Annotated in this window: 10 protein-coding genes; 2 read left to right on the top strand and 8 right to left on the bottom strand. The window is 73.0% G+C overall.

Going from position 1 to position 13411, the window contains the following annotated elements; all coding sequences use genetic code 11:
• Positions 1-207: 207 nt before the first annotated feature.
• The 6 genes from ACGFXC_RS05100 to ACGFXC_RS05075 all read right to left on the bottom strand — a co-directional run bounded on the left by ACGFXC_RS05100 (position 208) and on the right by ACGFXC_RS05075 (position 7937).
• Positions 208-948, bottom strand: a complete 741-nt coding sequence (locus ACGFXC_RS05100; protein ID WP_393709543.1) for a class I SAM-dependent methyltransferase — start codon at positions 946-948, stop codon at positions 208-210.
• A gap of 391 nt (positions 949-1339) precedes the next feature.
• Complete coding sequence (locus tag ACGFXC_RS05095) at positions 1340-2545, bottom strand: MFS transporter (RefSeq protein ID WP_393709541.1); 1206 nt, start codon at positions 2543-2545, stop codon at positions 1340-1342.
• Between the two features lie 83 nt (positions 2546-2628).
• Positions 2629-3936 (bottom strand): DegT/DnrJ/EryC1/StrS family aminotransferase, encoded by a 1308-nt coding sequence (locus ACGFXC_RS05090; protein ID WP_393709539.1) that lies wholly within the window; start codon positions 3934-3936, stop codon positions 2629-2631.
• Positions 3930-4985 carry an NAD-dependent epimerase/dehydratase family protein gene (locus ACGFXC_RS05085; RefSeq protein ID WP_393709537.1) on the bottom strand — a complete coding sequence of 352 codons (1056 nt, stop codon included), beginning with the start codon at positions 4983-4985 and terminating at the stop codon, positions 3930-3932. The genes ACGFXC_RS05090 and ACGFXC_RS05085 overlap by 7 nt, the downstream gene beginning before the upstream one ends.
• Positions 4986-5529: 544 nt before the next feature.
• Complete coding sequence (locus tag ACGFXC_RS05080; protein WP_393709535.1) at positions 5530-7074, bottom strand: APC family permease; 1545 nt, start codon at positions 7072-7074, stop codon at positions 5530-5532.
• Positions 7075-7226: 152 nt separating this feature from the next.
• Positions 7227-7937: a TetR/AcrR family transcriptional regulator gene (locus ACGFXC_RS05075; protein ID WP_393709533.1), complete on the bottom strand. Its 711-nt coding sequence runs from the start codon at positions 7935-7937 to the stop codon at positions 7227-7229.
• A 113-nt stretch (positions 7938-8050) separates the two neighbouring features.
• Between ACGFXC_RS05075 and ACGFXC_RS05070 the strand changes: the two genes are divergently transcribed.
• Complete coding sequence (locus ACGFXC_RS05070; protein WP_393709532.1) at positions 8051-9277, top strand: saccharopine dehydrogenase family protein; 1227 nt, start codon at positions 8051-8053, stop codon at positions 9275-9277.
• A 125-nt stretch (positions 9278-9402) separates the two neighbouring features.
• On the top strand, positions 9403-10635 hold the full coding sequence (locus ACGFXC_RS05065; RefSeq protein WP_393709530.1) for a nitrate/nitrite transporter: 1233 nt from the start codon (positions 9403-9405) through the stop codon (positions 10633-10635).
• On the opposite strand, the gene ACGFXC_RS05060 is transcribed toward ACGFXC_RS05065, so the two are convergent.
• Positions 10636-11295 carry a DUF5825 family protein gene (locus ACGFXC_RS05060; protein WP_393709529.1) on the bottom strand — a complete coding sequence of 220 codons (660 nt, stop codon included), beginning with the start codon at positions 11293-11295 and terminating at the stop codon, positions 10636-10638.
• A 35-nt stretch (positions 11296-11330) separates the two neighbouring features.
• A complete protein-coding gene (locus ACGFXC_RS05055; protein WP_393709527.1) occupies positions 11331-13232 on the bottom strand; it encodes a RiPP maturation radical SAM C-methyltransferase in 1902 nt (633 codons plus the stop codon).
• Between the last annotated feature and the right edge of the window lie 179 nt (positions 13233-13411).

Raw genomic sequence — 13411 nt, 5'->3', positions numbered from 1 at the left:
ACACCATCCTCGGCGTCACCGACCTCGCCTTCCCCGACCAGCTCGTCGAGATCGAAGCCGTCGCCCTCACCTCCCCCCGCTCCTGAACCCAGGGGTCGCGACAGCACGCGCGGGCCCGGCCCCCCGGGGGCCGGGCCGGCGGCGGGAAACGCCGGATCAGGCGGTACGGCGGGTCAGGCGGTACAGCGGATCAGGCGGTACAGCGGGTCAGGCGGTACAGCGGATCATGGTCAGCGGCCGGTTGCCGTTGTAGTCCGCCCAGTACTCCTCGCCGAACTCCGCGATTCCGGCGTCCGAGACGTCGAGCGTGACCCATTCGATGCCGGTGAACCCGGCCGCCGTCAGGGTCTGCTCGTACGTCTCCTTCGACGGGGTGGTGGAGTCGAAGGAGACCGGCGGATCCAGCAGGGCGGTGAGCCGCGTGCCCCGGCCGATCTCGTCCACCCCGTCGGTCGGCTCGCACAGGAAGCCGTACTTCTCCAGCGACGGCCCGCCGAAGTCGTATGCCGGGTCCATCACGAACAGGTAGAACGCGCCGCCCGGGACGAGGCTGCGCCGGATGTTGTGCATCATCCGCTCGATCTCCGCGACGTCGCCCGCGTAGTTGAAGGCCTGTACGGCCACGGCGACGTCGAACGGCTCGTCGAAGACCCGCAGGGTGGCCGTGTCGCCGACCCCGTACTCGATGCCGAGCGGCTCGGCCCGCTCCAGCTGGTCCGCCACCTCGATCATCGCGCCGGAGATGTCGAACCCGTAGACGCGCGACGCGCCGCGGCGCCTCAGCTCACGGCTGTAGAAGCCGGTGCCGCAGGCGATGTCCAGCACGGACTTGCCGGTGACGTCGCCGACCAGCGCGAGGAAGCCCGGTACCTCGCCGTAGCGGATAAGGGGCAGGGTCTTGAAGCCCTCGAAGGCTTCGCCGATACCGTCGTACAACTGACCACTCATCGTGGTGGTTCCCCTCGATTTGTGGCGTCGGCTCATATGACGAGCCGCGGCCCTCAGCGGGAAGTCTGCTGCGTCGCACGGAGGACCCCGCACTGGTGGAACGCACGAAGCTGTTGGTGACATCACCAAGGTGCGTACGAACGGGGACGACCGCCCCCACGGGCGCCGCGCGATGCGGGACCGCATGTCCCCGATCCGGCGCGGGCGCGCCCGCGGTCTTCCGGTTCCGGCCCGGTGATCAAGTCGCGTCCCTGGTCAGGGGCCGGGCCCACCTTCCGTTTCGGCGCGGCCCGGCCGCGCGCCCCGGGCGGCCGCGGTACGGGGCGTGCGGCGGGCGGGCCGGCCGCCGCACGGGCGGGGGACGGGATGTGACTCCCGTCACTTCCGGGTGTCAGGGGCGGCGCAGGCGGGGAGCCAGTACGGCCATCACCGCCATGAGGGCGGGCAGCACCAGCATCGCCCAGCGCAGGGTCGTCGCCTCCGCCAGGGCGCCGATCACCGGGGGTCCCGCGAGGAAGCCGACGTAACCCACCGCCGAGACGGCGGCGATGGAGGAACCGGTGCGGTCGGGACGCAGGGCGGCCGCGTGGGCGAAGACGAGCGGGATGACCGCGGCCATGCCCAGGCCCAGCAGGGTGTAGCCGACGAACCCCGCCGTCGTCGTCGCGACGATGATGGGGATCAGGGCGCCGGCCCCCGCCACCACGGCGCACAGGCCCGTGAAGCGGGCCGTGCCGAGGCGGGCGCGCATCCGGTCGGCGGTGAGGCGGCCGATGACCATGCCCGCGGAGAAGACGGCGTACCCCAGGCCCGCCGCACCCGCCGAGGCCCCGGTCTCGTCCTTCAGGTACACCGCGCCCCAGTCGTTGACCACCCCCTCCCCCATGAGCGCGCAGAACGCCACGAGGCCGGGGATCCACAGGCCCGGGCCCGGCAGGGCCAGCAGCGGGCCCGCCCGGGAGGGCCCCTCGTCCGGCGGGGGTTCGGGGGCCAGGCCCGTGGCCGCCACCCCCGCCACCACCAGCAGGACGAGGGCGGCCACCGTGAAGTGCGCCCGGATCCCGATGCCGGCGGCGGCCGCCAGGCCCCCGGCCGTGGCGCCGGTGATGCCGCCGAGGCTGAACATGGCGTGGAAACCGCCGAGGACGGGGCGGCCGTAGGCCCGCTCGACCAGGACGCCCTGCGTGTTCATCGCGACGTCGACGGCCGTATTGCCGCAGGCGAAGACGGCCAGGGCCGCCGTCAGTACCGCGAGGCCGGGAACGTGCGGCAGCAGCGCGAGGGCGCCCAGGTAGGCGGCCATGCCGGCGCACAGGACCGTACGGCTGCCGTACCTGGCCACCAGTCCGCCCACCAGGGGCAGCCCGAGGAAGGCGCCGCCGCTCAGGCCGACGAGGGCCACGGCCAGTTCCCCGGCGGACAGGTCCAGCCGGCTCTGGACGGCGGGCACCCGGGCCGCCCAGGTGGCGAAGGCGGCTCCGGTGACGAAGAAGACCGCGCTGACGGCCAGCCGCATCGTCCGTGGCCGTCGGCCGTGCTCACGGACGGGCGGGGCCGCTCGTCCCTCGACGGTGCCGGCATCGGGCTCGTCGCGCATCTACGTCCGTCCCCTTGTCGTTCGGTCCCGGGCGGTGCCCGGCCTGCCCGCGGGCCCGGCGGCGGGGCCGCCCGTCCCGCCCGTCACGGCGCCGACGCGGCCGTCCGCCGGGTCAGGGCGATCAGCGCCTCCCGCTCCTCGACGAGGACCTTGTGCAGGACCTCGGCGTAGCGGTGCATCGTCGTCTCGTCGTTGGGCGGCCCGAAGGAGCTGAAGCTCTGCCCCAGCACCAGACGGCGCAGGCAGGTCTCCTCGCTCACGGGGTACTGCGCCGGATCGTAGTGGTGTCCGGGCCGGGCGTGCCCGCAGCTCCACGGGCAGCCGCGGCCGTAGCCGCGCAGTTCCCGGAAGAGGGTCTGGCCGGGTACCGGCTGTGGCTGCCAGCGCATGATGGGCAGGCCTTCGGCGTTGACCGCGCGGGCGAGCGCGTCGCGGAAGGCGGCGACGGGAAGGCCGTCGAGTCCGAGGTCCTCGGGCATGACGAGCAGCGTATAGAAGAAGTAGACGTGACTGCGGTCCTCGGGCACGGACGGCGTGCGGATGCCGGGGACGCCGGCGAGGGCCCGGGTGAGCGCCGCCCCGTTGGCCTGCCGGGCCAGGGACATCTGCGGCAGACGGGTGAGCTGGGAGCGGGCGAACGCGGCGGCGAGGACGTCGATGCGGTAGTTCCACCCCATGATGCGCGCGTTGTAGTCGCGGCTCTGGCCGGGCAGTTCCTCGCCGAACATCAGCACGCGCCGGGCCAGCCGGTGCTGCTCCTCGTCGCGGGTCGCGAACAGCCCGCCCTCGCCGAGGGCGGAGAGGGTCTTGGACCCGTTGAGGCTGGCGCCGCTCAGGGTGCCGAGCGAGCCGACGGGGCGGCCGCGGTACGCGGCGCCGTGCGCCTGGGAGGCGTCCTCGATGAGGACGAGGCCGCGCCGGTCCGCGATCGTCCGCAGGGCGTCGTAGTCGGCGGGCAGGCCGTTGAGGTCCACGGCGACGATGGCGCGGGTGCGGTCGGTGATCCGTTCTTCGATCCGGGCCGGGTCGAGGTTGAACGTCGTGGGGTCGGTGTCCACGAACACCGGGATCGCGTTGGCCTGGAGCACGCAGGAGGCGGAGGCCAGGAAGGTGTCGGCCGGTACGAGCACCTCGTCGCCCGGCTCCACGCCGGCGGCCGCGATGGCCATGTGCAGGGCGGCCGTGCCGGAGTTGGCGGCGAGGACGTAGGGCATGCCGGTGAACTCGCTCCAGGCCTCCTCCAGCTCCCGCACCGTACGCATCGGCCAGTGCCAGGGGGTGGCATCGTCCAGCGCGTCGAGCACGGCCTTGCGGTCGGCGTCGACGATGTGCGGCCAGGGGGCGACCTCGTTCCCGGCGAGCAGCGGGGTGCCTCCGTCGACGGCTAGCACGTCCCGGCCTCCTCGCCGGCTCCGACGGCGGCGGCGAGCGTCAGCCCCCGGCGGGGCGGGGTCTCGCGGCGGAACACGGCCTTGGCGGAAGGGACTTCGGGGAAGGGGCCGAGCAGGCCGGCCAGGGCGGACAGGCCCTCGGCCAGGCTGACCCGCGGCGTGAAGCCCAGTCCTCGCAGGCGGGTGACGTCGGCGAGCAGGGTGAAGCTGTCCGCCAGGCTGGAGGCGTCGGCGTCCAGCAGCGCCGGGCGGCCGGTCGCCGCCCCGACCGCGTCGGCCAGCTCCCGCATCGACACCGCGGTGCCCGTGCCCAGGTTGTAGGTCTCGCCGTCGGTGCCGCGCTCGGCCAGGACCATCAGGGCCCGGCACAGGTCCTCGACGTGGATGAAGTCGCGGCGTTTGCGGTCGATGTCGCCGACCACCGGGATCGGCTGTTCGTTGAGGTGCCAGCGCAGGAACTGCGAGACCTCCCCGCCGGCCCGGCGCGGGTCCTCGCCGGGTCCGTAGACGACGAAGGACCGGCCGATGACGACGGACAGTCCGGCCGCCGCGTGCAGGCTGCGCAGGGTCAGTTCGCCGGAGAGCTTGGAGGCGCCGTAGGGCAGGAAGGGGCCCGTGGGATGGTCCTCGCGGATCGGGCTGTGACGCGGGGTGCCGTAGACGATGGCGGAGGAGAGGTAGACGAGGCGGCGCACGCCCAGTTCCAGGCAGGCGTTGCCGACGTTGCAGGTGCCGAGGGCGTTGACGTGGAAGTCGTGGCGGGGATCGGCCACCGACTCGGTGCCGCTGGCGTTCCCGGCCAGGTGGAACACGGCGTCGGCGTGCCGCAGCGCCAATAAGGTCTCCCCGTAGTCGCGCAGGTCGGCGCGGACGTAGGAGACCCCGGGCAGGGCCGCGAGGTCGGGCGGGAGGGGGGCGTGGTCGACGACGGTGACCTTCTGGGAGAGCAGGCTGAGGGCCGTGACGAGGTGCCGGCCGACGAAGCCGGCTCCGCCGGTGACGGCGACTTCGTCGTAGTGCGCTTCGGGCATGTCGGGGCCGTGGTGCACGGTCACTCCATTCGCGTTTCGGGGCGGGGAGGGGGCGGGCACGGGCGCAGGGCGGCCGGTGTTCACCCGCGGCACACACGCCGGCCGCCGCGCACCCGTCGGTGCGTTCGCTGCGGGGGTGCCGTTGCACCCCGGGCCCGGACCCGCTGCGCCGCCCGCACACCTGATCGGTTGCGACTCGGCGCCGGTTGCGGCTCAACCAGTTCAACACGGCTCCCGCGGCCCGGCGCAAGGGGCGCCGGGAAACTGGCCGAGACTGCCTCCCGCCCGTCCGCGCGGGGCCGCGGGGAACGGAGCTGCGCGGATCCGGCGAAGATCGAGGGCGTACGCGGACGCTCCGGCCGAACCGGAAGCGGGAGGGGCGCCCCCCGGCGGCGGGGTCCGGATGGCCGGTTCGGCGGGCTTGACTTTCCGTCCACGGAAGGAGTTTTCCGCCCGAAGGCCGCGGAGGCGGACGAGCCGGGTGCGCGGGCCGGTGCGGTGGCCCGTGACCGGGCCGTCACGTGTTCGCCGGATGTTCGCCCCGGCCGCCTCCCGCCGCCCGTTACGGCTCCCGGTGCGTTCCGGGGCGTTCGCGCCAGAACTCCGGCGCCGCGGCCCGGCGCAGCAGCATGAGCAGTACTCCCGCACCGGCCAGGAAGAGGGCGATGACCAGGGGGGCGCCCAGGCCGAACCAGGCGGTCGCGGCGGCGGAGTTCCGCGGGTCGGCCATGTCGATGACGGACTCGACGAGGAGCCAGATCAGCAGGGCCGCACCGGTCAGCGGGCCCGCGCCGAGCAGCAGGAAGGGGCGCGGGCCCCGCAGCAGTTCGTGCCGGTACCAGACGGCGCAGGCGATGCCGGTGAGGGCGTAGTAGAAGGCGATGAGCAGCGACAGGGCGGTGAGGGAGTCGGCGAGGGCGTTCTCGCTGATCCGGTGGATGACGACGTACCAGACGGTCGCGGTGCCGGCGACCCACCAGGTGCTCGTGCCGGGCGTGCCCCGGCGGGGGTCGATGTGGGCGAAGCGGGCGGGCAGGGCGCGGCGCCGGGCCATGGACAGGGCGGTGCGGGAGGCGGGGATGATGGTGGTCTGCGTCGAGGCGAGGGCCGAGGTGCTGACGGCGAGGAGCAGGATCCAGTCCCAGCCGCCGAGGACCTCGTGGGCGAGGGCGGCGAAGACCTCTTCCTCCGTGTCGGCCCGTCCGCTGAGGTACGCGGTGCCGGCGTAGGCGACGACGGCGAAGGCCACGGCGAGGTACGTCACGAGCAGGACGACGGTCGACCAGATGCCGGCCCGGCCGGGCGCGTTGGCGGAGTCCTTGGTCTCCTCGGTCAGGTTGACGGCGGATTCCCAGCCCCAGTACGCGAACACGCCGAGCAGCAGCCCGGCGGTGAGGGCGGGTCCGCCCGCGCCGAAGGGGTCGAGCCAGCCCGCGGCGGGGCGGACGGCGTCCAGGCTCCCGGTGCCGGCGTAGACCCGGTACACGGCGACGGCCGCGAACACGATGAGGCAGACGACCTGGAGCAGGATCAGCGCGTTCTGGAAGCGGGCCGACACCTCCGTGCCCCGGACGCAGAGCCAGGACATGAGCAGGATCAGCAGGACGGTCAGGGCCTCGCGGACCAGCGTGTTCGCGGCCAGGCCGTCGGCGCCGACGGCCAGCAGCCCGAAGTTCACGGCCACGTCGGCGAGCGAGCCGACGACGAGCACCCCGGTCATGGCGATGGCCCAGCCGCCCAGCCATCCGGTGGTGGGGCCCAGGGCGCGGGCGGCCCAGGAGAAGGTCGTGCCGCAGTCCGGGTCGGACCGGTTGAGGAAGTGGAAGGCGGAGGCGATCAGCAGCATCGGCACGAAGGAGATGAGCATGACGCCGGGGGCGTGGACGCCGGCCAGGGCGACGAGGGGGCCGATGACGGCGGCCAGCGAGTAGGCGGGTGAGGTGGCGTTGAGGCCGATGGCGAGGGCGCCGAGGAAGCCGATCGCGTCCGGCGTGAGCTCGCCGGCCGGGGCCGCCGTCGCGGGTGCCGCGCTCCGGGCCGGCGCCGGTACCGGTGCCGTGGCGGTGGCGGTTCGGGGGGCCGTCTCCGGCGGGGTGTCTGCGGCCATCGTCCCTCGCTGTGCTGAGTGCGGTGTGCGGCTGCGCCGGTGCCGGGCGCAGTGTGAACAGGGCGTGAACTGCGAAGAGGAAACCCGGGCGGGCAGGTGGGGGTCAATGGTGTTGGCATAAGGGCCGGACCCGCGCGGGGCGGCGGCCGGGGTCAGCGGGCGCGCAGCGCCTGGAGCCGGGCCTCCGCGCTCGCGAGCAGCATGTCCAGGGCGACCGGATAGGCGCTGTGGTTCATCCGCGCGGCGAGCAGCCGTCCGGTGGCGGCGATGTGCGGGTACGCGTCCGCGGGCAGCCGGGCGTAGGTGGACTCCCACTGCTGCTCGTCGGAGAGCCGGGAGGCCTCGGTGAGGGCGAGCGCACCGGCGTCGAGGGCGGCGAAGGCCAGGCTCTGGTCGATGAAGGCGTGGTAGATCAGCACCGCCTCCGGGTCCGGGAACCCGGCGGTGCGCAGCAGGCCGAGGATGGCCTCGTCGGCGGCGATCTCGCGGGGGCGGCCGGTGACGCGGCTCGCGGTCAGTACGGCGGCCTGGGGGTGCGCGAGGTAGGCGCCGTGGATGCGCAGGCCGAGATCGCGCAGGCCGGGGCGCCATTCGCCGGTGGCCGTCCAGCCGTCGAGGGCCCGTCCGATCAGTTCCTCACCGATGGCGAGGGTGAGTCCGTCCATCCCGTCGAAGTACCGGTACAGGGTACTGGGGTCCGCGCCGAGGGCGGCGCCGAGGCGGCGGGCGGAGAGCCCGGCGGTGCCGTGTTCGCGCAGCATCCGCAGGGCGGTGTCGACGATCAGCCGCTCGGACAGGACGACGCCCCGGCGGGTGGGGCGCCGCCGTCGGCGGGCTTCCTCGGGGACCACTGGTTTCGCCATCGGCTGCCTTCCGCTCTTATGCCAACACCATTGACCTTATCTCGCGGGCCGGGCTTTCATCCCTGCCATGGGGCGCGGAGGACCGCGGACCCCACCGAGAGAGGGTTTTCGTCATGCGTGTTCTGCTTGTGGGCGCCGGTGGCGTCGGTACCGCGATCACCCGGATCGCGGCCCGCCGGGACTTCTTCGACCGCTTCGTGGTCGCCGACTACGACCTCGCCCGCGCCGAAGCCGCCGTCGCTGCGCTCGGTGACGGCGAGGGCCGCTTCACGGCACGCCGGATCGACGCCTCCGACGAGGCGGCGGTGTCCGCGCTGCTGAGGGAGGAGCACTGTGACGTCCTGCTGAACGCCACCGATCCCCGGTTCGTGATGCCGCTGTTCGAGGCGGCCCTCGCCGCGGACAGCCACTACGTGGACATGGCGATGTCGCTGTCGCGCCCGCACCCCGGCCGGCCGTACGCCGAGTGCGGGGTCAAGCTGGGCGACGAACAGTTCGCGCGCGGCGAGGCGTGGGAGAAGTCGGGGCGGCTGGCGCTGGTGGGCATGGGCGTGGAGCCCGGCCTCTCGGACGTGTTCGCCCGCTACGCGGCGGACGAACTGTTCGACGAGATCGAGGAGATCGGCATCCGTGACGGGGCGAACCTGACCGTCGAGGGCCACGACTTCGCCCCGTCGTTCAACATCTGGACGACGATCGAGGAGTGTCTGAACCCGCCCGTCGTCTACGAGCGCGACCGCGGGTGGTTCACCACCGAGCCGTTCAGCGAGCCGGAGGTGTTCGACTTCCCGGAGGGCATCGGCCCGGTCGAGTGCGTCAACGTCGAGCACGAGGAGGTGCTGCTGGTTCCCCGCTGGGTGGACGCACGGCGGGTCACCTTCAAGTACGGGCTGGGCGAGGACTTCATCGGCAAGCTGAAGACCCTGCACGCGCTGGGCCTGGACGCGACCGAGCCGGTCACGGTCCGCGGCGCGGACGGCTCCCCGGTACGGGTCTCCCCGCGCGACGTGGTCGCCGCGTGCCTGCCCGACCCGGCCACGCTGGGCGGGCTCATGTCCGGCAAGACGTGTGCGGGCACCTGGGTGAAGGGGACCAGGGACGGCCGTCCGCGCGAGGTGTACCTGTACCACGTGGTGGACAACGGGTGGTCGATGCGGGAGTACGGTTCCCAGGCCGTCGTCTGGCAGACCGCGGTCAATCCGGTGGTGGCCCTGGAGCTCATGGCCGGCGGAGTGTGGGCGCGGGCCGGCGTGCTCGGCCCGGAGGCCTTCGCGCCGCGCCCCTTCCTGGACCTGCTGACGGCGTACGGCTCCCCGTGGGGCGTGCGCGAGCAGGGCTGACCGCCCGACCGCCCCGGGGCCGGACGGCGGCGGGGCGGCGGGGCGGCGGGGCGGCCGGCGGCCGGCGGCCCCCTGATGGCCCAGGTCCGGGGGCCGGGCCGGGGCTTTTGGATTTGACTGGCGGGATGGAGACGCAAGCGGAAACTCCGCCGGGCGCGTACCGGAACCTGATCGTCGCGACGGTCGGCTTCGCCCTCACGTTCTGGGCGTGGGACCTCATCGCGCCGCTCGCGGCCGGGTACAAGGACCGGCTGGGGCTGAGCGACTTCCAGCAGTCGGTGCTGGTCGCCGTGCCGGTCCTGGTCGGTTCGCTGGGCCGGGTGCCGGCCGGCGCGCTGACCGACCGCTACGGCGCCCGGATCGTCTTCCCGCTGGTCACGGCGCTCACGATCGTCCCGGTCCTGCTCCTCGTTCCGGCCCGCGACAGCTACGGCTGGCTCCTGGCGGCGGGGTTCCTCCTCGGCCTGGGCGGCACCACGTTCGCGATCGGCGTCCCCCTGGTGAACTCCTGGTTCCCGCCCCGCAGGCGCGGCTTCGCCCTCGGCGTGTTCGGCACGGGGACGGGCGGTGTCGCGCTCTCCGGATACTTCACGCCCCGGATCGCGGCGCACGGCGAGAACCTCCCCTTCCTCGTCGTCGCGGCCGCCCTGGCCGTCTTCGCCGTCGCCGCGGCGTTCCTCATCACCGACCGCCCGGGGCGGCCCGTCCCCATCGCGCCGCTCTCCACCCGGCTGCGCCGGGCGGGCGGACTGCGGGTCACCTGGGAGCTGTCCGCGCTGTACGCGATCGGATTCGGCGGCGTCGTGGCGTTCGGCGTGTACCTCCCGACCTACCTGAAGACCTGGTACGAGCTCTCCCCCACCGGGGCGGGCACCAAAGCGGCCGGGTTCGCCCTGGTCACCGTCATCTTCCGGCCGGTCGGGGGGCGGCTGTCGGACCGGATGCATCCGGCCGTCGTCACCGCCGGGGCGCTGGCACTCGTCGCGCTGTTCGCGGTCGTCCAGGCCTTCGATCCCCCGCTGTACCCGCTGGGCACCCTCGCCCTGCTGGCCATGGCGGCGGGCCTCGGGGCGGCCGGGGGCAGCGTCTTCGCCCTCGTCTCCCAGGTGACGCCGCAGGACCGGGTCGGCAGCGTCACCGGTATCGTCGGCGCCGTGGGCGGCCTCGGGGGGTTCGTTCCGCCCCTGCTCATGGGCGCCGTCTACAGCGCGAAGGGCTCGTACTCCATCGGCTTCATGCTGCTCTCCGATCTCGCCCTCGCCGGATGCGTGTACGCCTACGGCCGCATGCGCACCCTGGAGCGCACCTCGGCGGCGGCCGACGCCCCCGGCACCGCCGCCGGGGCGTCGCCGTCCTGATCAGATCACCATCGGTGCCTCCGACCAGCGCCGGACCCGGTACGGGGCCCACCACAGGCGGTCGCCGAAGCGCAGGACGAGGGTTTCGCCCATGAGGTCGTCCAGGACCGGCCCCGGGATCGCGTCGGCGCGCGCGCCGTCGGTGAGCTCCTCGATGGCCTCGTGGTACTCGGGCTCGTCGATGGTGAAGCGGCGCAGCTCTCCGTAGCGCCGGTCGCGCACCTGGACGAATCCGGGGCCGTGCCGGAAGACGCATTTGCAGATGTAGTACGTGGTGCGCCATTCCAGTGCCGTCGCGGCCGGATCGGTGGTACCGAGGACGGCGGTCGGCGGGTGGAGGTGGCCGAAGTGGCGCCAGGCGTCGGGGTCGGGGCCGGTGTGCAGCTGCCAGTCGACCGAGATGGCCATGCTGGTCAGGTCGCCGACGAAGCTCAGCGCCCGGACCGTCCAGGCCGCGTCGGCGGAGTCCGTCACGTCGACGGGGCGGGGCAGGGTGACGTGCCGGGCCCCGGCGGCGAACAGCCGCCGGGCCGCTTCGCCGCCGGGGAGGTCGATTTCGTAGCGGCCCAGCGCCATGCCGGGGAGCGCGCCCGTCGCGGGGTCGTAGTCCCGCGCCGCGGTCACGGTGAAGGGGGTGGTGCCGGTGAGTGCTGGTGTCATCGTCGTCCCTCGCTGTGGCGGTGTCCGGGCGGTCGTCAGGCGGTCGTCGCGGCGAGTTCGGCGTCGCGGGCGGAGGTGTGCCGCATGAAGTCGATCCGCAGGAACTCCTCGTTCTGCGCGGGCGGCGCGATCTGTACGAACTGCCCGCTGTCCTCGAAGACCACCCCGAGCGCCCGCCACCGCGTCAGCACCGCTCGCAGGGCGTCCTCGCCCACGGGGTGCTCCCCGTGCAGCTTGCGGGCGGCCGCCTTCACCGTGTGCGGCTGGTCCAGCAGGCGGAACAGGGCCAGTTCGAGGGGGTCGGTCAGTTCCAGGTGCGTCCAGTCGAAGGCCCGGCGCCTGCTGACCAGGACGATCCGGTCCTCCAGGTCGCAGTGGGTGAGACGGCTCCCGGCGTAGTTCCGCTTCCAGTGCGCGATGCCCTCGTCCAGCCGGCCCACGACGTCCTCGCCGATCCCGCGCGGCGGCACGTCGAAGACGTACGCGAGGTCGAACATCTCGTTCTCGGGGAGGTCGTAGGTGAGCCGGTACGGCTCGGCGGGACGCAGTTCGCAGAAGCCGAGTCCGGGGTTGTTGAAGTACGGGCTGAACCGCTCGATGGCGATCCGGGAGGACTGGCCCACGGGCGGGTTGAGGTGCTCCAGCGCGGCCAGTTGGGCCACCACGTCGTCGTAGTCCTCGGCGTCCTCGCCCGGGAAGCCGTGCAGGTAGTTCCAGGCGACCGAGAGGCCCACGGTGGCGGCGTCGCGGAGCATCCGGACGTTCTGCCCGCCGGTCACGCCCTTGTCCATCAGGGTCAGCACCCGGCTGTTGAGGCTCTCGATGCCCGGCTGGACGAAGATCAGGCCCGCGTCGGCGAGGGTCTGGAGCTGCTTGCGGCGCATGTTCGACTTGATCTCGATGTGCATGCGCAGGTCGAACCCGCTCTCGATGATGCGCGGCAGCACCGTGTTCACGTAGCCCATGTCGAGGATGTTGTCGACGACGTACATGTCCAGGACCCGGTGCCTGCGGGCCAGTTCGATGACCTCGTCGTAGAACACGTCCGGGCTCTTGCTGCGGAACTGCATGAACGAGCCGTTCAGCCCGCAGAAGGTGCAGTGGTGCTTCTCGCCCCACCAGCAGCCCCGCGCGCCCTCGACCACCAGCTTGGGTTCCACCCAGTTCCGCGCGTGCGAGGAGGCGAGCCGCTCGAAGTAGCCGGCGTAGTCCGGCGGCAGGATGGCGGCGGGCGGCAGCGGTGCGGTGCTCATGGCGTTGACGACGGACGCGCCGTCCGCGCCGCGCCAGCACAGACCGGGCACCTCGGACAGCGGCTCGCCGGCGTCCAGTGCGCCGAGCAGGGCGGGGAAGGACACCTCTCCCTCGCCGCGCAGGACGTAATCGACGAAGGGGAAGTTGCGGTGGACGGCCTCGCCCTGCTTGCCGTCGCAGTTGGCGCCGCCCATGGCCGTGGCGATGTGCGGGGCCAGGCGTTTGACGTACTTGGCGGCCGCCAGGGCGGCCGTGTTCTGCTGGAACGTCGAGGTGAAGCCGACGACGTCCGGGGCGAGTTCGACGATCCGCTCGGCGATGTGGCGGACGAAGTCGGGCGCCGACGCGTGCAGCGCCTGCGTCATGTCCATGCGGGCCCCGCGGACCCGGCTGCCCATCGCTTCGGTGAATTCGGTGACCCGCCACCCGGGGTCGTCGTAAAGGGCCGAGGAGAACACCCAGTCGCCGCAGCCCAGGAAATAGGAGCCGAGTGCGTAGTAGGAATAATCCTCAAGTGTGAATTCCGTGTTCTTGGTGATCCAGTCGACGTATTCGAGATTCGCGTGGAGGACGTCCGCCGTTCCGTTCGGAACGCGCTCGTCGACACTGCGTTTGAGAATTCCGAGAGCCAGCGACGGAAGGTCGATCGGGGCCCACGGCATGTTCACCAGGAGTACGCGCACGGCTGGCCTCTTCTCATGTGATCAGGGCACGGAACGGGACTTCGGAGCGGGTGGGGGCGGGGGGGGGGGCCCCCCCCGGGGGGGGCGCGGGCCCCCCGGCGGGGGCCGGCGGGTTTAAGCGTCGGCAAAAAAAGACAGGGGAGGGGAGTTCTATATAGGCCCGCGCGCCCCGGGCGGGG

Source organism: Streptomyces sp. NPDC048507, assembly GCF_043199995.1.
GTDB lineage: Bacteria > Actinomycetota > Actinomycetes > Streptomycetales > Streptomycetaceae > Streptomyces.
Note: the sequence above shows the minus strand (reverse complement) of the source record. Positions and strands in the feature narration are given on the sequence as shown.